The 17836-nt window shown below is 73.2% G+C and carries 16 protein-coding genes, 1 tRNA gene and 1 pseudogene; 10 read left to right on the plus strand and 8 right to left on the minus strand.

The genetic code is table 11. The features are described 5' to 3' along the window. Window positions 1-102: 102 nt before the first annotated feature. Window positions 103-174 (plus strand) — tRNA-Arg (locus tag ACL02O_RS23900). A 182-nt stretch (window positions 175-356) separates the two neighbouring features. Here the strand turns inward: ACL02O_RS23900 and ligD are convergent. Both ligD and ACL02O_RS23910 read right to left on the minus strand, forming a co-directional pair. Beyond that, window positions 357-1316, minus strand: coding sequence for a non-homologous end-joining DNA ligase (ligD, locus tag ACL02O_RS23905; RefSeq protein WP_412820379.1), 960 nt, complete (start codon window positions 1314-1316; stop codon window positions 357-359). Between the two features lie 45 nt (window positions 1317-1361). Next, on the minus strand, window positions 1362-2144 hold the full coding sequence (locus ACL02O_RS23910; protein WP_412820380.1) for an isocitrate lyase/PEP mutase family protein: 783 nt from the start codon (window positions 2142-2144) through the stop codon (window positions 1362-1364). Between the two features lie 46 nt (window positions 2145-2190). Here ACL02O_RS23910 and pdxR point away from each other — a divergent pair, with 46 nt between their 5' ends. Next, window positions 2191-3597, plus strand: coding sequence for a MocR-like pyridoxine biosynthesis transcription factor PdxR (pdxR, locus tag ACL02O_RS23915; RefSeq protein WP_412820381.1), 1407 nt, complete (start codon window positions 2191-2193; stop codon window positions 3595-3597). A gap of 383 nt (window positions 3598-3980) precedes the next feature. Here pdxR and ACL02O_RS23920 read toward each other — a convergent pair whose 3' ends face one another. Next, a complete protein-coding gene (locus ACL02O_RS23920; RefSeq protein WP_412820382.1) occupies window positions 3981-5426 on the minus strand; it encodes an MFS transporter in 1446 nt (481 codons plus the stop codon). An 80-nt stretch (window positions 5427-5506) separates the two neighbouring features. Between ACL02O_RS23920 and ACL02O_RS23925 the strand changes: the two genes are divergently transcribed. The 3 genes from ACL02O_RS23925 (at window position 5507) to ACL02O_RS23935 (ending at window position 8742) form a co-directional block, all read left to right on the plus strand. After that, window positions 5507-5902, plus strand: a complete 396-nt coding sequence (locus ACL02O_RS23925) for a winged helix-turn-helix transcriptional regulator (RefSeq protein ID WP_412820383.1) — start codon at window positions 5507-5509, stop codon at window positions 5900-5902. An 80-nt stretch (window positions 5903-5982) separates the two neighbouring features. Beyond that, window positions 5983-6528 carry a TetR/AcrR family transcriptional regulator gene (locus ACL02O_RS23930; protein WP_412820384.1) on the plus strand — a complete coding sequence of 182 codons (546 nt, stop codon included), beginning with the start codon at window positions 5983-5985 and terminating at the stop codon, window positions 6526-6528. Window positions 6529-6561: 33 nt separating this feature from the next. Continuing rightward, complete coding sequence (locus ACL02O_RS23935) at window positions 6562-8742, plus strand: MMPL family transporter (protein WP_412820385.1); 2181 nt, start codon at window positions 6562-6564, stop codon at window positions 8740-8742. Window positions 8743-8800: 58 nt separating this feature from the next. Here ACL02O_RS23935 and ACL02O_RS23940 read toward each other — a convergent pair whose 3' ends face one another. Further along, entirely contained in the window at window positions 8801-10057 is a 1257-nt protein-coding gene (locus ACL02O_RS23940; RefSeq protein WP_412820386.1) for an erythromycin esterase family protein, read from the minus strand. A gap of 113 nt (window positions 10058-10170) precedes the next feature. Between ACL02O_RS23940 and ACL02O_RS23945 the strand changes: the two genes are divergently transcribed. Beyond that, complete coding sequence (locus ACL02O_RS23945; protein WP_412820387.1) at window positions 10171-10362, plus strand: DUF2795 domain-containing protein; 192 nt, start codon at window positions 10171-10173, stop codon at window positions 10360-10362. A 31-nt stretch (window positions 10363-10393) separates the two neighbouring features. Here ACL02O_RS23945 and ACL02O_RS23950 read toward each other — a convergent pair whose 3' ends face one another. Further along, window positions 10394-11293 (minus strand): Gfo/Idh/MocA family protein, encoded by a 900-nt coding sequence (locus tag ACL02O_RS23950; protein WP_412820396.1) that lies wholly within the window; start codon window positions 11291-11293, stop codon window positions 10394-10396. 161 nt (window positions 11294-11454) lie between these two features. On the opposite strand from ACL02O_RS23950, the gene ACL02O_RS23955 reads away from it, so the two are divergent. Both ACL02O_RS23955 and ACL02O_RS23960 read left to right on the plus strand, forming a co-directional pair. Further along, complete coding sequence (locus ACL02O_RS23955) at window positions 11455-11859, plus strand: hypothetical protein (RefSeq protein ID WP_412820388.1); 405 nt, start codon at window positions 11455-11457, stop codon at window positions 11857-11859. After that, window positions 11852-12268 (plus strand): hypothetical protein, encoded by a 417-nt coding sequence (locus ACL02O_RS23960; protein ID WP_412820389.1) that lies wholly within the window; start codon window positions 11852-11854, stop codon window positions 12266-12268. Before ACL02O_RS23955 ends, ACL02O_RS23960 begins: the two co-directional genes overlap by 8 nt. A gap of 143 nt (window positions 12269-12411) precedes the next feature. On the opposite strand, the gene fabG is transcribed toward ACL02O_RS23960, so the two are convergent. Continuing rightward, a complete protein-coding gene (gene fabG, locus ACL02O_RS23965; protein WP_412820390.1) occupies window positions 12412-13167 on the minus strand; it encodes a 3-oxoacyl-ACP reductase FabG in 756 nt (251 codons plus the stop codon). Between the two features lie 107 nt (window positions 13168-13274). Further along, window positions 13275-14927, minus strand: a complete 1653-nt coding sequence (locus ACL02O_RS23970; protein WP_412820391.1) for an alpha-amylase family protein — start codon at window positions 14925-14927, stop codon at window positions 13275-13277. 72 nt (window positions 14928-14999) lie between these two features. Here ACL02O_RS23970 and ACL02O_RS23975 point away from each other — a divergent pair, with 72 nt between their 5' ends. Both ACL02O_RS23975 and ACL02O_RS23980 read left to right on the plus strand, forming a co-directional pair. After that, window positions 15000-15599: a DUF1349 domain-containing protein gene (locus ACL02O_RS23975; protein WP_412820392.1), complete on the plus strand. Its 600-nt coding sequence runs from the start codon at window positions 15000-15002 to the stop codon at window positions 15597-15599. Between the two features lie 81 nt (window positions 15600-15680). Next, window positions 15681-16110, plus strand: a pseudogene (locus ACL02O_RS23980) (DedA family protein). Window positions 16111-16119: 9 nt separating this feature from the next. Here ACL02O_RS23980 and ACL02O_RS23985 read toward each other — a convergent pair. Next, window positions 16120-17685 (minus strand): cellulose binding domain-containing protein, encoded by a 1566-nt coding sequence (locus tag ACL02O_RS23985; RefSeq protein ID WP_412820393.1) that lies wholly within the window; start codon window positions 17683-17685, stop codon window positions 16120-16122. Window positions 17686-17836 lie beyond the last annotated feature (151 nt).

Genomic DNA, 17836 nt, shown 5'->3' on the forward strand with positions numbered 1-17836 from the left:
GCCGCAGACTCCATGATCAGCGGGAACGGTGCGGGGCGCGGGGGCACGGGATGCCGATTGGCTGATCCGGGAAGGGGTTTGCTACTCTTCTCGGGTCGCTGAGCCCCCGTAGCTCAGGGGATAGAGCACCGCCCTCCGGAGGCGGGGGCGCAGGTTCGAATCCTGCCGGGGGCACAGACACGGAGAAAGCCCGGACCACACGGTCCGGGCTTTCCGCATGACGGGCGAGGGTTCCCGGCCCCGGTGGGCACCGGCCTCCGTCGGCACCTGCTCGGCGTCCCCGAGCCGCTCGGGGTACGTACTGATCCACACCCCGGCGAGGGGTTGCCGAACCCGGCTCAGCCACGTCCACGCCGTCAGCCGGCCTCGCGGCGGGCCTTTGCGCGGCGCTTGCCCTCGTGCATGGCCTGCACCCGGGCCACCGGGATGGTCCGCCCCTCGGCCACCAGGTCCACCGGCAGCGACTGCGGCGCGGGCAGTGCCTCCGCCCACGGGTCCCGATCGCCGAGCAGCCCGGGCACCGTCCGCACGGTGAATTCGGCCGGCGTCACCGACTCCACGTCGGCCCAGCCGACCGGGTACGACACCGGCGTGCCGGGCCGGATCCGCGGGCTGTACGCGGCTACCACGGTCGCCCCGTACGCCCGGGTCGAGTCGACGAACACCCGGCCGCCCCGGTCCTCGACGATGAAGGCGGTGGTGGCCAGCGCCGGGTCGAGCCGCTCGGCGCGCGCGGCGAGGGCCCGGGTCGCGGCAGCCGACTCCTCGGCGGTGGTTCCGGACACCACCGGCACGATCACGTGCAGCCCCTTCGCGCCGCTGGTCTTCACCGCCCCGACCAGCCCCGCGTCGGCCAGCGCCTGGCGGACCAGCAACGCGGCTCGCACCGCCATCCGGAACGAGTCGCCCTCCGGCGGGTCCAGGTCGAGCACCAGATGGGTGGGGTGCTCGGCGTCGCCGGCCCGACTCAGCGTCGCGTGGTACTCCACCGCCCGCTGGTTGGCGAACCAGAGCAGGGTGCGCCGGTCGTCGCAGAGCGCGTACGAGATCCGCCGGTGGGACGCCTCCGCCCAGACCGAGGTACGGCGCACCCAGTCGGGCGTGTACTTCGGCAGGTTCTTCTGCATGAACGGGTCCTGCCCGGGGCGTACCCGGATCACCGAGAGCGGCCGGTCGCGCAGCTCGGGCAGGAGCCGCTCGTGCACGGCATCGAGATAGTCGACCAGGTCGCGCTTTGTCGCCCCGGCCCCGTCGAAGAGCGGCTGGTCCAGGTTGGTCAGCGACACCCCGCCCCGGGTCTCGTCAACGGCGCCCATCCGCTCACCTTGCCGTCCCGGGCGATCCCGGGCAACCCCGCAGGGTCACGCTGCGGATCGCGCAAACGGGTCGCCGCCGTCGTGGACGGTGGCGAGGAACTCGCGGGCGCGGGCGCGGGCGGCCGCGTACACGCCGGACCCGTAGCTGACCCGGGCCACGCCGAGGGCGGCCAGCTCGGCCGGAGCCGGTGCGCCGGGCCGGGCCAGCACGTTCACCGGGCCGTCCAGTTCGGCGACGAAGTCACGGATCTGCTCCGGGTCGGCCAGCATGATCGGGTACACGCTGTCGGCTCCCGCCGCCCGGTAGCGGCGGGCCCGGCGGACCGCCTCGGTGAGCCGATCCTCGACCGGCCCGTACGCCCGCAGGTGCACGTCGACCCGGGCGTTGAGCACCAGGTCCACCCCGGCGTCCCGGGCCGCCGCCCGGATCCCGGCGAGCAGATCGGTCTGCTCCTCGACGTCGGACAGTTCACGGGTACGCGGATCGGAGTCCTCGATGTTGCAGCCCACCGCGCCGGCCGCCAGCAGCCGCTCGACCAGCTCGGCGGGGCGTAGCCCGTACCCGCGCTCCAGGTCGGCGGTGACCGGGACGGCGACGGCGGCGGCGATCCGGCCGACCGCCGCGAACATCCCGTCCACGGGGGTGGCCTCGCCGTCGGCGTGGCCGAGCGCCTCGGCGACCGCGCCGCTGCTGGTGGCGACGGCCGGGAAGCCCGCCGCGACGACGGCTTGCGCGGACCCGGGGTCCCACGCGTTCGGCAGGATCAGCGGATCTCCGGGGCGGTGCAGCGCGCGCAGCACGTCGGCCCGCCGGCTCAGCTCGGTCATACCGCGATTCTCGTCGGTTCGGTGGCCCGCTCTAAGCTCCAATTCCATGCCGATGGACTGGGCCGATTTCGGCGTCGACCTGCACCTGGAGCTGGACGCGAGCGGCGGCCGGCGGGCCGGGCTGGAACGGGCCCTGCGGGACGCGATCCGGGACGGCCGGCTGCCCCCGTCGACCCGGCTGCCGGCCACCCGCACCCTCGCCACCGAGCTGGGCCTCTCCCGGGGCACGGTCAGCGCCGCCTACGACCAGCTGGTCGCCGAGGGCTGGCTGGTGGCCCGCATCGGCGCGGGGACCGAGGTCAGCGCACTGCGCCGGGCGACACCGGCGGCGGCCCCGCCGCTGCCCGGACCGGCCCCCTTCCGGTACGACCTGCGTCCCGGCAGCCCCGACGTCGGGCTCTTCCCGGTCACCGAATGGCTGCGGGCGACCCGCCGCGCGCTGGTCGCCGCCCCCGCCGAGGCGTACGGCTACGGCGACCCGCGTGGCCGGCCGGAGCTGCGCACCGCGCTCGCCGGCTACCTGGGCCGGGCCCGGGGCGTGCTCGCCGCCCCGGAGCGGATCGTCGTCACCACCGGGTACGTCCAGGCGCTGGTGCTGCTCACCACCGTGCTCCGGGACGCCGGCACGCCCGCCGTGGCGATGGAGGATCCGGGGCTGGCGTTCCACCGGGAGGTGGTTCGCCGGCACGGCGGCACCGTGCTGCCGCTGCCGGTGGACGGGTTGGGCGCCCGCGCCGACCTGCTCGGTGCCGGGCGCCTCGCCCGCGTGGGCGCGGCCGTGGTCACCCCGGCGCACCAGTACCCGACCGGGGTGACCCTGCACCCGTCGCGCCGGCACGCGCTGACCGACTGGGCCCGGGCGGGTGGCGGCCTGGTCATCGAGGACGACTACGACGGCGAGTTCCGGTACGACCGGCAGCCGGTCGGCGCGGTCCAGGGGACCGCCCCCGAACAGGTGGCGTACGTGGGCACCGCGGCGAAGACGCTCGGACCGGCGCTGCGCCTGGCCTGGCTGGTGCTCCCGGCCCGGCTGGTGGATCCGGTGGTGGACGCCAAGCGCCACCTCGACCTGCACACCGAGACGATCGGCCAGCTCGCCCTCGCCGAGCTGATCGGCACGCACGGCTACGACCGGCAGGTCCGTACCGTCCGCCGGCGCTACCGGCAGCGCCGGGACCTGCTGCTGGCCCGGCTGGGCGGGCGGTCCGCCGTGGACGGGATCTCGGCCGGCCTGCACGCCACGATCCACCTGCCGGAGGGCGGGCCGACCGAGGCGGAGGTGCTGGCGGCGGCGGCCGCGCACGGGCTGGGGTTGAGTGGGCTGGCCAGCCACCGCCACCGGCCCGCCGGCCAGCCGCCCGGCCTGGTGATCGGGTACGCCCGCCCGCCCGCGCACGCCTACTCGGCCGCACTCGACCTACTGGCCCGGGTCCTGCCCGGTGCCGCCCGCTGACCCGGCCCGGTGCCGCCCGCTGATCCGGCGTCGGGAGCCGGCCAGGGCTGCGGCGAGACCGGGCGGCGGTCCTCCGGCGCGGGCCGGGCAGATGTTGTCGGCCGCTACGAACTTGATGTCACAGACGAGTCAGCGCTTGATGCCGCGGACCATCCAGCACTGATGCCTCGGGACCATCCAGCGCTTGATGCCACGGACCATCCAGCGCTTGATGCCACACCCGAGTCAGCGCCACCGCCCGTCGGCCACGGCCGATCCGTTCACGACATCAAGTTCGTAGCGGCGGGGAAGTACCTGCGCCGCCGATCGGGCCGGCAACTACCCGAGCCGGCTCGGGTAGTTGTCGGCAGCAGCGGGTGGCCACGCCGCGGCGGCGCGACGGGTCAGCGGGCCGGTGAGGTCTCGCGTACCCCGGGGGCCGGAGCGGGTGCGGGGCGGCGGAGCGGACGGGCGGTGAGAAGGGCGAGCAGCAGGGCGGCGGTGACCAGGGCGGCGGCCACGGCGAACGCGGACCGGTAACCGGCGGCGAGGGCGGCGACCGGGTCCGTCCCGGCGGCGCGCAGCGCGTCGGTGCGGCTCGCGGCCAGGGTGGCGAGGACGGCCAGGCCGAGCGCCCCACCCACCTGCTGAGTGGTGTTGGCCAGTCCGGAGGCGAGCCCGGCGTCGGCCGGCTCCGCGCCGGCCATGGCGAGCGTGGTGACCGCCGGCAGGGTCAGCCCGCCGGCGACCCCGAAGACCAGCAGCGCCGGCAGCACGTCTGGCGCGTAGCCGGCGTCCACGGGCAGGCGGGCCAGCAGCAGGAAGCCGACCGCGGCGAGCGCCAGCCCGCCGACCAGCACCCGACGGGCCCCCAGGCGGCCCACCAGCCGGCCGGCCAGACCCAGCGACACCGCCGCGATCACCAGCGGGGTGGGCAGGAAGGCGAAACCGGTCGCCGCCGGCCCCAGGCCGAGGACGAGTTGCAGGTGCAGGGCGAGCAGGAACTGGAAGCCGAAGTACGCGGCCACCATGAGGAACTGCACCGCGTTGGCCGCGGCCAGGCCGGGCGCGCGCAGCACCCGGGGTGGCAGCAGCGGCGTGGCGGCGTCCCGCTGCCGGGCGGCGAACCCGGCCAGCAGCACCACGGCGAGCGCGGCCGCGCCGAGAGTGCGCGCCGAGGTCCAGCCGTGCTCCCCGACGCCGACGATGGCCAGCACGGTGGCCATCAGTCCGGTGGTGGCCAGCATCGCGCCCGCCAGGTCCAACCCGGTCCGCAGGCCGACCCCGCGGTCCGCGGCGATCAGCCGTACGCCGGCGACCAGGATCAGCCCACCGATCGGCAGGTTGATCAGGAAGATCGCCCGCCAGCCGGCCAGGTCGGTGAGGACTCCCCCGACCAGCAGGCCGAGCGACGCGCCGGCCGCCCCGGTGAAGCTGAACACGGCGATCGCCCGGGCCCGCTCCGCGGCCTCGGGGAAGAGCCGCACGATCATGCCGAGGCTGACCGCGGTGGTGAGCGCGCCGCCGATGCCCTGCACGAAGCGGGCGGCGACCAGGAACGCCGGGCCGGTGGCCAGCGTGCAGAGCAGCGAGGCGAGGGCGAACAGGGCGACCCCGACCAGGAAGACCTGCCGCCGGCCGAGCAGGTCGCCGAGTCGCCCGGCGAGCAGCAGCAGCCCACCGAAGGCGACCAGGTAGGCGTTCACCACCCAGGCCAGCCCGGCAGCCGAAAAGCCCAGGTCGGCCTGGATCGCCGGCAGCGCCACCGCGACGATGCTGCCGTCCAGGATGATCATCAGGCTGCCGGCACAGAGCACGAGCAGCGCGGGCCAACGATGTGTCCCCGTCATGGGTGGTGCCTCCTTGGTGCACTGTTTGTTACCGAGGCCATCGTCTGTGACCATGAGACCGAGCGGAAGGAGGCACTTTCGTGTCCCAGGGGAACAGCTGTGTGACCGTGACGGCCGACCAGGCGCGGGCCTGCACCGTGCGGGAGGCGCTGGACCGGGTCGGCGGCAAGTGGAGCATCGGCATCCTGATCGCCGCCTCGCAGGGCCCGATCCGCTTCACGGAACTGGAACGCCAGGTCGAGGGGATCAGCCGGCGGATGCTCACGCTGACCCTGCGCAACCTGGAACGGGACGGCCTGCTGCGCCGGCACGTGTACCCGACCGTCCCGCCGAAGGTGGAGTACACCGCCACCCCGATGGCGCTGGAGCTCTACGAGTCCCTCGTGGCGCTGACTGGCTGGGCGGAGCGGCACCGCGCGTCGATCAGCGCGGCCCGGGCGGCGTACGACCGGGAGCATGGGGCATCGGCCGGCTGAGCAGCGGTGTGGCGAAGGCCACCCAATTGTTCTGACCGATCGGTCAGGTCCTGACCGATCGGTCAGGCATCCTGAAGTGCATGGCACGGGCGACACCGGAAACCCACCGCGAGATCCTCGCGGCGGCGGCGCGGCGCTTCGCGGTCACCGGCTACCGGGGCACCTCGCTGCAGGACATCGCCCGTGAGGTCGGCTGCTCGAAGGCCACCGTGCTCTACCACTTCGCCAGCAAGGACGCCCTGCTCTGCGAGCTGATGGCACCCGCGATCGCGATGCTGGAAGCGCTCGACGCGCGCATCGCCGGGCACACCGGCACCGATGCCCAGCGGGTCGCCGCCGAGGGTTTCGTTGACCTGGCCGTCCGCTTCCGGCGGGAGATCGCACTGCTCCGCGGCGAATTCCCCGACCTGCTGCAGCAGCCGGCGTTCACGCACATCCAGCAGATCTCCGAACGGCTCGTCGCGGCGTTCACCGGCCACTCCGACCGCCCGGCCGCGCGGATCGCCGCGCTGGTGGTCCTCGCCGGCATCGCCGAAACCTGCGGCGAATTCCTCGACATCCCCGCCCAGGAGCTGCGGCCCGCGCTGCTGGCCGTGGCACACCGCGCGCTCGAACCCACCACCTGACCCAGTTCCGACCCCGAGGACAAAGGAACCTTCATGGCGACCCTGCTGTACCGGCTCGGCCGGGCATCGTTGCGGCGCCGGCGACTCGTCGCCGTCGTCTGGCTCGTCGTACTCGTCGGTCTCGGCATCGCCGCGGCCACCCTGAGGGGCCCGACGGCCAGCAACTTCACCATGCCGGGCACCGAGTCGCAGCGTGCGATCGACCTGCTCGCCGACCGGTTCCCGGCGGCCAGCGGAGCCACCGGCACCATCGCCGTCAAGGCGCCCCAGGCCGGCGAACTGCTCACCCCGCAGGGGCAGGCCGTGGTCAAGCAGGTCACCCAGGAGGCGGCCACCCTGCCCGGTGTCGTCGGCGCGGTCGACCCGTACCAGGCCAAGGCACTCACCCCGGACGGCCGGTACGCGCTGATCCAGGTGCAGTTCTCCGGCCGGGCGGACGACGTGACCAAGGAGCAGCGCGACGCCTACGAGAAGGTCGGCGCGCAGGCCGAGGCGCAGGGGTGGCAGATCGCCCCCGGCGGTGAGGTGCTCAACGCCGAACCGGAGGTCGGCTCGACCGAGGGCCTCGGCGTGCTGGTCGCCGCGATCGTCCTGGTGATCACCTTCGGCTCCCTGGTCGCGGCCGGGATGACCATGCTGAACGCGCTGATCGGTGTCGGCGTCGGCATGGCCGGCCTGTTCGCGCTCAGCGGCGCGGTCGAGCTGACCAGCACCGCGCCGATCCTGGCCCTGATGCTCGGCCTCGCGGTCGGCATCGACTACTCGCTCTTCATCACCTCGCGGCACCGGCAGAACCTGCTCGACGGGCTCTCCCCCGAGGAGGCGGTCGGCCGGGCCGTCGGCACCGCCGGCTCCGCCGTGGTCTTCGCCGGCGCCACCGTGGTCATCGCGCTCGCCGGCCTGGCCGTGGTGGACATCCCGTTCCTCACCGTTATGGGTCTGGCCGCCGCCGGCACGGTCACCGTGGCGGTGCTGGTCGCGATCACGCTGGCCCCCGCGCTGCTCGGCTTCGCCGGCCGGAAGGTGCTGCCGCGCAAGCTGCGCGGGCAGGACGCGGTCGAGTCCCCCGCCACCGGCTCGGAGGACCGCTCCGGCTTCGGGTTCCGCTGGGCCCGCTGGGTGACGAAGCTGCGGATCCCGGTCATCCTGGTCGGCCTGCTCGGTCTCGGCCTGCTCGCGATCCCCGCTCAGGACATGCGCCTGGCGCTGCCGGACGCCTCCGCGGCCGCCGAGGGCACGCCGGCCCGGGTCAGCAGCGACCTGATCCGGGAGGGCTTCGGTCCCGGCTTCACCGGCCGGCTCGCGGTGGTCGTCACCGCCGACTCCCCGCAGGCCACCCAGGCCGCCGTACCGCAGGTCACCGCGCTGGTCCAGAAGACGGACGGGGTGCTCGCGGTGGCCCCGCCGCAGCTCGATCCGACCGGCCGGACGGCGCTGATCGGGGTCATCCCGAAGACCGGCCCGACCGACGCGGCCACCGAGACCCTGGTGCACGACATCCGCAAGCAGGTGGGCGGGATCCAGAACGCCGACGTGCTGCTGACCGGCGTCACCGCGATCGGCATCGACGTGTCGGAGAAGCTCTCCGACGCGCTCCCGGTGTACCTGCTGCTGGTCGTGGGCCTGTCGGTGCTGCTGCTGATGCTGGTGTTCCGCTCGATCCTGGTGCCGGTCAAGGCCGCGCTGGGCTTCCTGCTCACCGTGGCGGCCACCTTCGGCATCACCGTGGCGGTGTTCCAGCAGGGCCACCTGGCCGACCTGGTCGGGCTGGACACCCCCGCCCCGCTGGTCAGCTTCCTGCCGATTCTGCTCATCGGCATCCTGTTCGGTCTGGCCATGGACTACGAGGTCTTCCTGGTCTCCCGGATGCGGGAGGACTTCGTGCACGGGGACACCGCCCGGCAGGCCACCATCAACGGCATGGGCCACGGCGCCCGGGTGGTCACCGCCGCCGCGCTGATCATGATCTCGGTGTTCGGCGGGTTCGTCTTTTTGGAGGACCCGATCATCAAGTCGATGGGCTTCGCGCTCGCGATCGGCGTCGCCGTCGACGCCTTCGTGGTCCGGATGACCATCGTCCCGGCGGTGATGTCACTGCTCGACAACGCCGCCTGGTGGATCCCGCGCTGGCTGAACCGGATCCTGCCCAACGTGGACGTCGAGGGCGAAGGTCTCCGCGCCCACCTCGCCGCCCGCGAACCCGCCGAGGTCTGACCGGAAGGGCCCCTGCTGACGCCTCGTGCACAGCAGGGGCCCCTCTCGACACCTCCGGTCACACGCCGGCCGGGTAGGTCTCCATCTCGCCGGGGGTGGTCAGCGCCGGCAGCGGGTGCAGGGCGTTCGCCTCGTCGCACCAGATGAACGCGTCGTACCGCTCGCTTAACCGGGTCGGCACGTAGTTGCCCCAGGACTCGAAGCTCGGGTCGTACACCACCCCGATGGCCCGGTGGTCGGCCTCGCCGGTCACCCACTCCGGCTGGTCCGGGCCCCCGAAGACCAGCACCGCCCGCTCCGGCATCAGCTCGTGCAGCCGCCGCTCCACCGAGCCCTCCCGGGCCGGCGGCACCACCATCGCCTCGGCCGGGGAACCCCAGCGCGGCGCGGCGATCACCGTCCCCCGGTAGCTGCCGAAGCCGACCAACGCCACCGCGTCCCGGCCGTGCCGCTCCCGGCCGAGCTGGCCGATGTTGATCATTCCGTCCGCCACCATGTCGGTGGCCCGGGCGTCGCCGACGTGCGTGTTGTGCGCCCAGATGATGCCCCGGGACTCCGGACCGTAGCGGTCCAGCAGCCGGTCGAGGGTGTCGGCCATGTGGGTGTCCCGGACGTTCCACGACTCCGGACCGCCGCCGACCATCGCCCGGTAGTAGCGCTCCGCCCCGGCCACCACCTCGGCGTTCTGCCAGGCCGAGAAGCGGTCCGGGCCGTCCGCGGCGGCCTGTTCCCGGGTACGCGCCAGCAGCCGGACCACCTCCTCCTCGCAGCGCGCCGAGACGAACCGGCTGGCCATGCCGTACTCCTCGACCCGCTTGCCGTACGGCTCGAAGCAGCGGTACGCCTCCTGCGCCGCCTCCAGCGAGGCCGGATCCTCCTCGCCCAGGTAGTCGAAGATGGCCTGCATGGACTCCCACAGGCTGTAGACGTCCAGCCCGTGGAAACCGGCCCGCTCCCCCTCGGGGCGCTCCAGGTTCCAGGCCCGCAGCCAGCGGCAGAAGCGGGCCACCTCGGCGTTCGCCCACATCCAGGTGGGCCAGCGCTCGAAGCGTTCCAGGGCGGTCATCGGATCGGCCAGCCCACCGGGGGCATCCACCACCGAGCGGTGCACCCGGTCGCAGTCCGGCCAGTCCCCCTCCACCGCCACGAAGTCGAAGCCCTGCTCGGCGATGAGCCGTCGGGTCAGTTGCTCGCGCAGCCGGTAGTAGTCGTAGCTGCCATGCGTCGACTCGCCGAGCATGACGATGCGGGCGTCCCGGACGCGTTCCAGCAACGGGTCGAAGTCGCTCGGCGCGCCGAGCCGCTGTACCAGCATGTCCGCGGCTACCCGGGACCCGCCCGGGCAAACCGCCGCCGCCCGCCGTGGGCGCGGCCGGCCGGTCCGGCGTCCGTCGGCATGGCCGCGGACCGAGCGGGTAGGCGGGCGGCATGAGCGTCACCGGGGTGAAGTGGCAGCAGTACCTGGCCGGGCTCGACTACCCGGTCTCCCGCGAGGACATGGTCCGCTGGTGCCAGGAGAACGGGGGCAGCACCGAGATGTTGCAGATGTTGAAGGCGCTGCCGGTGGAGGAGTTCGACAGCCCCGCCGAGCTGCGCGAGGCGCTGGACACCCTCGCCTGAACCCGCCGGGCCGGCGGGCCGTCGGGCGGGCTCAGAGGTCGACGGTGCGGCCCTGCGCACGGGCCGTCTCGGCAGCCTCGAGCACCGCCACCACCTCCCGGCCGAACCGGACGTCGCAGCGGTGGTCCCGGGTGCCCGCTTCGACCTCCTCCAGCAGCTGGTCGATGGCCGTGCCGAAGGCGGTGATCGCGCTGCCGTCCCCCGGGGGCAGTTCCGCCGTCCCGTTCTCGCCGTAGAAGGCGAACTCCTTGGCGGCCATCTCCGGCGGCGCGTCGAGGGTGAGGGAGATGGTGCTGGTCGGGCCGCCCTCGTGAGTGAGCAGCAGGTGCACCAGGCCGCGCGGCCCGTCCATCGCGGCGACCCGGGTGACCCGGCCGAGCACCGGCAGGACCAGCGAGAGAGCGTGCGGGCCGATGTCCCACAGCGCGCCGTGCCGCAGCCGCCAGGCGGAGCCGCCGTACGGGCTGCCCGGCTGGAAGATCGACGCGAACCGGACGCCCTTCGCGGTGTGCCAGCCACCGGCCGAGGCGAGGGCGGCGAGCTCGGCGGCGATGTCCGGCAGGAAGCGGCTGGTGAAGAAGACCACCGAGGCCACCCCGGACGCCTGCGCGGCGGCGACCACCCGGTCGGCGTCGGCGAGGTTCAACGCCAGCGGCTTGTCCAGCAGCAGGTGCCGCCCGGCGGCGGCGGCCCGAACGGCGATCTCGGCCTGCACGTCCGGCGGCAGCGCCACCGCGATCGCGTCGCAGGCGCCGAGCAGCGCGTCCATGTCGCCGAAGGCCGGTACGCCGTGCCGCGCGGCCAGCGCGCCGGCCTTCTCCGGATCCCGCCCCCAGATCCCGGCCAGGGTGGCCCGGGGGTGGGCGTCGATGGCCGCGGCGTGCGTCTCCGCCGCCCAGTGACCGGTGCCGAACAAGCCGAACCGCAGCACGAGTCCCCCCGCCGTCGTCGTCCGCCACGGCGTACGCCGGTGGCCGAGATCCACGCTAGTCGTCCGGCCCGCCGCGTGCGCCCCGACGCGGCGGGAGAGCCGGGCGACGACGGCTACTACGACGCTTAGTAGGCTGTCCCGGTGAACGGGAGTGCGCCGGGATGGCGTCGATGACCAGCGCTGCGGCGGCCGGCTCGCCGGTGGACGGGATCCTCGCGACGGCCTCGATCGTGCTGTCGCTCGTAATCGCGGTCTGGGCCCTGGTGGCGGCGCTGCGCCACCGGGCACCGGACCGGCTCCAGTTCGCCGGCCTGGCGGTGCTGGAGCTGGCGCTGCTCGCGCTCGCCGTGGTGGCGCTGGTCGCCCTCGGCGGCGGGGAGCGGCCGGGCGAGCCGGGTGCCTTCTTCGGCTACCTGGTGACGCTGGTCTGCCTACCGCCGCTGGCCTGGGTGCTGGCCCGGATGGAGCCGACCCGCTGGGGTTCGGCGATCGTCTGCGCCATCTGCCTGGTGACCCCGGTGGTGGTGGTCCGCCTGCAGCAGACCTGGGAGGTCGTCGGTGGTTGAGTCGCAGGTGTCGGAGCGCGCCACCAACAAGGGGCCGGGCCGGCTGCTGATCGCGATCTACATCCTCTTCGCCATCGCCGCGACCTCGCGGGCGGGCCTGCAGATCGCCACGAAGTTCGACGAGGCGCCGGTGGCGTACCTGCTCTCCGCGGTGGCCGCGCTGATCTACATCGTGGCGGCGGTGGGGCTGGCCCGGGCCGGGCACGCCGGCCGCCGGGTGGCGCTGGCCTGCTGCTCGGTGGAGCTGGTCGGGGTGGTCGGGGTCGGCATCCTCAGCATCGCCGACAAGGAACTCTTCCCGGACGAGACGGTCTGGTCGGACTTCGGCAGCGGCTACGGCTACGTCCCGCTGGTGCTGCCGATGCTCGGCCTGTTCTGGCTCTGGCGCACCCGCCGCGACGCCGCCTGACACCCCGTCCGCCGCACCACGCCCCACGCCCCACGCGCCACGCGCGTCGCCCCTCTTTCACGGGAACAGTGGTCATGGCAGGCGGAATGGCCACTATTTCCGAGAAATAGTGGCCATTCGCAGGGGACGTGCGGGACCCGGGCTCAGTCCTTGGGGCCGCCGGCGACGTAGATGACCTGGCCGGAGACGAAGGACGCGCCCTCGCTGGCCAGGAACGAGATGGTGTGCGCGACGTCCTCCGGGCGGCCGGGGCGGCGGACCGGGATCTCGGCGGCGGCATGCTGCTGGAGCGCGTCGAAGTCGACCTTCATCCGCGCCGCGGTGGCCGCGGTCATGTCGGTGACGATGAAGCCCGGCGCGACCGCGTTGACGGTCACCCCGAACGGGCCCAGCTCGATGGCCAGGGTCTTGGTGAAGCCCTGCAGGCCCGCCTTCGCGGCCGAGTAGTTCGCCTGGCCCCGGTTGCCCAGCGCCGAGGTGCTGGAGAGGTTGACGATCCGGCCCCACTTCCGCTCGACCATGTGCTTCTGCGCGGCCTGGCTGAACAGGAACGCCCCGCGCAGGTGCACGCCCATGACCGTGTCCCAGTCGCCGTCGGTCATCTTGAACAGCAGGTTGTCGCGGAGCACCCCGGCGTTGTTGACCAGCACGGTCGGTGCGCCCAGCTCGGCGGCGACCCGCTCGACGGCGACCTCCACCTGGGCCCGGTCGGAGACGTCCGCGCCGACTCCGAGGGCCCGGCCACCGGCGGCCGCGATGGCGTCCACGGTCTCCTTGGTCGCCGACTCCTCGATGTCGACCACGGCGACGGCCATGCCGTCGGCGGCCAGCCGGCGGGCGGTGGCCGCGCCGATGCCGCGGGCGGCTCCGGTCACGATGGCGATGCGGGGCTCCGACATTCCTACCTCCGGGTAACTTCGGCGTGGTCCCCGCACTCTAGTACGGGGACGGCCGTACCGGACCCACCGCGACGACCGCGGGCCGCGCGGCGGCGGGCCGGCACCCGTCACACGTCGGTGCTGCGGCAGACCCGGATCCACCGGTAGCCGTAGCCGGCCAGCTTGAGGCTGTCCAGCTTGCCGACCTCCGGGTAGTTGCGGTCGGTGAGCACGTCGATCGGCAGGTCCGCCTCCGGCTGGAGGGTGCTCAGGTCGACCTCGACGTCCTCGGTGCCGAGGTTGTGCAGGAACGCCATCGTCCCGGTCGGCCCGTCGGCGCGGTGCGCGAGCACCCCGGGCGGCATCGGCACGTCGATGTGGCTGGTGGTGCCCGATCCGATCTCCGGGGCCTCCCGGAGGGTGCGGATCATCCGCTCGAACCAGGCGAGCAGCGACCTCGGGTCGCGGCGCTGGGCGGTGACGTTGACCTTCTCGTAGCCGAAGTCACCCTTGTCGATCACCGGGCGGACCAGCTTCTCGGCGGGCGCGCTGGAGAAGCCGGCGTTCTCCTTGTACGACCACTGCATCGGCGTGCGGATGGCCTCCCGGCCGCGCAGCGACAGGTCCTCCCCCATGCCGATCTCCTCGCCGTAGCGCAGCACCGGCGTGCCGCGCAGCGAGAACTGCAACGCGTACGCCAGCTCGATGTGCCGGCGGTCGTTGCCGAGCATGGAGGCGAGGCGGCGGCGGATACCCCGACCGTAGAGGTGCATGTTCTCGTCCGGGCCGAACTGCGCAAACACCTCGTTGCGCTGCTCGGCGGTGAGCCGGGACAGGTCGATCTCGTCGTGGTTGCGCAAGAAGGTGGCCCACTGCGCGCCCGCCGGCAGGCGCGGGGTGTCGCGCAGCGCGTCGATCACCGGCTCCGGGTCCTGCCGGGCCAGGGCCAGCATCAGCCGCCCGTTGAGCATGAAGTCGAAGAGCATGTGCAGCCGGTTGGCCGACCCGCCGCTGTCGCCGAAGTAGACCGGCAACTGGTCCGGCTCGACGTTCGCCTCGGCCAGCAGGACCGCGTCGGCGCGCCGCCACTGCACGTGCTGGCGCAGCTCGGTGAGGAACTCGAAGTCCTTCGGGGAGTCGGGGTTGCCCGGCTCGGTCAGCTCGATGATGAACGGGGCCGCGTCGATCCGGAAGCCCGAGACGCCGAGCTGGAGCCAGAACGAGGTGATCTTCTTGATCTCGTCGCGGACCTTCCGGTTGCTGAAGTTCAGGTCCGGCTGGAACTTGTAGAAGCGGTGGTAGTACCACGCCTTGGCGGTGCGGTCGTAGCTCCACGTCTCGTTCTGCTCGCCCGGGAAGACCATGCCCTGGTGGCGGTCCGGCGGCGCCTCCTCGACCCAGACGTACCAGTCGCGGTACGGCGAGTCCGGCGAGGAGCGGGCGGACTGGAACCAGGGGTGCTGGTCGGAGGTGTGGTTGACCACCAGGTCGATGATCACCCGGATGCCCCGGTTGCCCGCCTGGTGCAGCAGCTCGGCGAAGTCGCCGAGGGTGCCCAGCCGCGGGTCGACGTTGTAGAAGTCGGTGGCGTCGTAGCCGTCGTCCTTGTTGGGCGACGGGTGGATCGGGTTCAGCCAGATGCAGGTCACGCCGAGCCGGGCGAGATAGTCCAGCCGGCCGATCAGCCCCCGGATGTCGCCCACCCCGTCGCCGTCGGAGTCCTCGAACGTGTCGATGTCGAGGCAGTAGACGACCGCCTCCTGATACCACCTGTCACCCATGCCTGGGTTACTTCTCCGGTCCGCCGGTCCGGCAAACCCGCGGCGTACCGGCGCGACCGGTACGGTGCCGGGATGAGCGCCGACACCGTACTCGTCGACTGGTCCGCCGGCAGCTGGCTGAACCCGCCGGAGCGGGCCGACTCGTCCGCCGCGCACCTGCTGGTCGAGCCGCGCGGCGGCAGCGACTTCTGGCGGCGGACCAGCTACGGCTTCGTGCACGACGACGGGTCGGCGCTGCTGGCGCCGTTCCCGGCGGACAGCGCGGTGGAGGTCAGCTTCCAGCTCGACTACGCCGCGCAGTTCGACCAGGCGGGGGTGCTGGTCCGGGTTGACGACCGGCGCTGGATCAAGGCGGGGGTGGAGGTCAGCGACGGCCAGCCCCAGGTCGGCGCGGTGGTCACCGACGAGCTGTCGGACTGGTCGGTCGCCCCGGTGCCGGAGTGGTCCGGGCGGGAGGTGACCGTCCGGGTCAGCCGGGCCGGGGACGCGTTGACCGTACGGGCCCGGGCGGACGGCGAGCCGTGGCGGCTGGTCCGGGTCGCCCCGCTGGACCCGGCGGCCGTGGCGTCGGCGGGGCCGTACTGCTGCTCGCCGAGCCGGGGCGGCCTGGTGGTGCGCTTCACCGGCTGGCGGCAGGGTCCGGCCGACCCGGCGCTGCACCCCGAGGGGTGAGTGGGCCGGGTCAACGGCAGGTGTGACCGGCCGCCGCCGGGGTACGTCCTTCTCTTCCCCCCCCCGCACGGAAGGACGGCCATGGCTCTCGCCCGGAACATCGACCCGAACCAGTTCACCGGGCTGACCGGGTGGGTGGCGAGCGTCATCGACTCGCTGGGCGCCGTGGGGGTGGCGCTGCTGGTCGCCCTGGAGAGCGTCATCCCGCCGATCCCCAGCGAGATCGTGCTGGCCATGGCGGGCTACCTGGCCGCCGAGGGCCGGTTCAGCCGGCGCCGAACGGATGCCGCTGGGCGAGTTCGTGCTGCTGACCGCCATCGGCAGCGGGGTGTGGAACGCGCTGATCGTGGGGCTCGGTTTCGCCCTCGGCTCCAGGTGGCGGGAGGTCGACCGGTACAGCCACTGGTTCAACTATGCGATCTTCGCGGTCTTCGCCGTCATGGTCGTGAGCTGGGCGGTGAAGAAGGTACGCCGGCGGCGCGACCGGCGGTCGGTGACCGCCGGCCGCTGACCCGCCCGCTCAGTACTGCGCGGTGATCGAGGTGAACTCCCAGGTGTTCTGGGAGATGCCGGAGCAGTTCGAGACCACGCCGCCGCCCGGGCAGGGCCGGTCCCGGTTGACCGACCAGAAGGTGAACCGGGCGAGCCCGCGGGCCTTGGCCCAGTCCCGGATCTGCGTCCAGGTGGCCGGCGAGGTCAGCTCCTGCTGGTCGGAGAGGCCGTTCATGCCGGAGATGCCCATGTGGGCGTACGCGGTGGCGTCGGACCAGCCGAACGCGGACTTGAGTGCGTTCTTCAGCCCCTCGGCCGCGTTGACCGTGCTCTGGTACATGTTCGTCCCGCCGCCGAAGTCGAACGGCATGATGGTGAAGACGTCGACGTTGGCCCCGAGCGCGGCGGCCTGGTTGATCAGCCGGGTGCCCCACCAGGACGGCCCCGTGGTCGACGTGCCGATGGTGACGATGGTCTTCAGCCCCGGGTTGTTCTGCTTGACGATCTTCAGGGCGCCGAGGATCCGGTCCTGCACGGCCTCGTTCTCGAACTCGTCGGTGTTCTCGATGTCGATGTCGATCGCCTTCAGCCCGTACGCGTTGATGACCTGCTGGTAGGCGCCGGCCAGCGCGCTGGCCGAGGAGCAGTTGGGGCCGAGCTTGTTGCCGCTCCACCCGCCGAACGAGGGGATCACGTCGCCGCCGGCCGCGCGGATCGCGGCGATGGTGCTGGCCCAGGTGCTGCCGGTGAGCGACCCGACGCCGTCCCAGGCCGGGGTGCAACCGCCGCCGGAGAGCACGAAGGCGATGGTGAACCACTTGACCCCGGTCGCGCCCATCACCGTCGACGGCGCGGGCGGGTCGCCCCAGCCCGGGTAGAGGTAGGGCGCGGCGGCCATCGCGCCACCGCCCCCGCCGGTGCATCCGGTGGTGGTGGCCGACACCGCCGCCGACTTCGCCGACTCACCGCTGGCGTTGTACGCGGTGACGGTGTAGCTGTGCCCGGTGCAGGCGGAGAGGCCGGAGACGGTGGTCGAGGTGCCGGTGACGGTGGCCTTCACGCTGGTGCCCTCGTACACCCGGTAGCCGCTGACCGTGCCGGAGACCGCGTTCCAGGCCAGCGAGATCGAGGTGTTGCTGGTGCCGGTGACCCGCAGGCCGCCCGGGGTGGCCGGCGCGGAGGGGTTGCCGCCGCCCCCGCCGGTGCACGGGCCGCCGTTGACCGTGCAGTTGGTCGGGTCGCCGTTGCCGCTGACGATGAAGCCGAAGGTGGTGCTGGCGCCGGCGGCGAGGGTGCCGTTCCAGGACTGGTTCACCGCGGTGACGTGCTGCCCGGAGGTGCTCAGCAGGGCGTCCCAGAACGAGCCGACGGTGCTGCCGGACGGCAGGTCGAACTGGACGTTCCACGAGGAGATGCTGGTCGAGCTGTTGTTGGTGACGGTGAACTTCGCCTCGTATCCGGTCCCCCAGCTCGAGGTGCGGACGAAGGCGGCGGTGGCGGCGGAGGCGGGTGGCGCGGCCAGCACGGTGGCCGCCACCAGGGCGGTGGCGAGCGCGGCGGCGAACGTCGCCGCGCGGGCGGAGCGGAGTCTCACGGCGTCCTCCAGGGGACCGTTGTGGTGGAGGGACAGGCATTTACAACCGTCGACGTGCGCCCATTATTAAGAGTGTTAACTGTTTCTGTCCAGAGGGGAGCCGGAGGGGGGGGGGGGGGGGGGGGGCGGGGGGTGGGGGGGGGGGGGGGGA

The sequence above is a fragment of the Micromonospora mangrovicola genome, assembly GCF_047200535.1.
In the GTDB taxonomy this organism is placed as follows: Bacteria; Actinomycetota; Actinomycetes; order Mycobacteriales; family Micromonosporaceae; genus Micromonospora.

What these genes read in the sequence shown, in the direction of transcription:
- ACL02O_RS23945 (WP_412820387.1), top strand. Translation starts at nt 10,171, where the DNA reads ATGAGCGTCACCGGGGTGAAGTGGCAGCAGTACCTGGCCGGGCTCGAC.
- fabG (WP_412820390.1), bottom strand. Translation starts at nt 13,167, where the DNA reads ATGTCGGAGCCCCGCATCGCCATCGTGACCGGAGCCGCCCGCGGCATC.
- ACL02O_RS23975 (WP_412820392.1), top strand. Translation starts at nt 15,000, where the DNA reads ATGAGCGCCGACACCGTACTCGTCGACTGGTCCGCCGGCAGCTGGCTG.
- ACL02O_RS23955 (WP_412820388.1), top strand. Translation starts at nt 11,455, where the DNA reads ATGGCGTCGATGACCAGCGCTGCGGCGGCCGGCTCGCCGGTGGACGGG.
- ACL02O_RS23940 (WP_412820386.1), bottom strand. Translation starts at nt 10,057, where the DNA reads ATGCTGGTACAGCGGCTCGGCGCGCCGAGCGACTTCGACCCGTTGCTG.
- ACL02O_RS23970 (WP_412820391.1), bottom strand. Translation starts at nt 14,927, where the DNA reads ATGGGTGACAGGTGGTATCAGGAGGCGGTCGTCTACTGCCTCGACATC.
- ACL02O_RS23910 (WP_412820380.1), bottom strand. Translation starts at nt 2,144, where the DNA reads ATGACCGAGCTGAGCCGGCGGGCCGACGTGCTGCGCGCGCTGCACCGC.
- pdxR (WP_412820381.1), top strand. Translation starts at nt 2,191, where the DNA reads ATGCCGATGGACTGGGCCGATTTCGGCGTCGACCTGCACCTGGAGCTG.
- ligD (WP_412820379.1), bottom strand. Translation starts at nt 1,316, where the DNA reads ATGGGCGCCGTTGACGAGACCCGGGGCGGGGTGTCGCTGACCAACCTG.
- ACL02O_RS23935 (WP_412820385.1), top strand. Translation starts at nt 6,562, where the DNA reads ATGGCGACCCTGCTGTACCGGCTCGGCCGGGCATCGTTGCGGCGCCGG.
- ACL02O_RS23930 (WP_412820384.1), top strand. Translation starts at nt 5,983, where the DNA reads ATGGCACGGGCGACACCGGAAACCCACCGCGAGATCCTCGCGGCGGCG.
- ACL02O_RS23920 (WP_412820382.1), bottom strand. Translation starts at nt 5,426, where the DNA reads ATGACGGGGACACATCGTTGGCCCGCGCTGCTCGTGCTCTGTGCCGGC.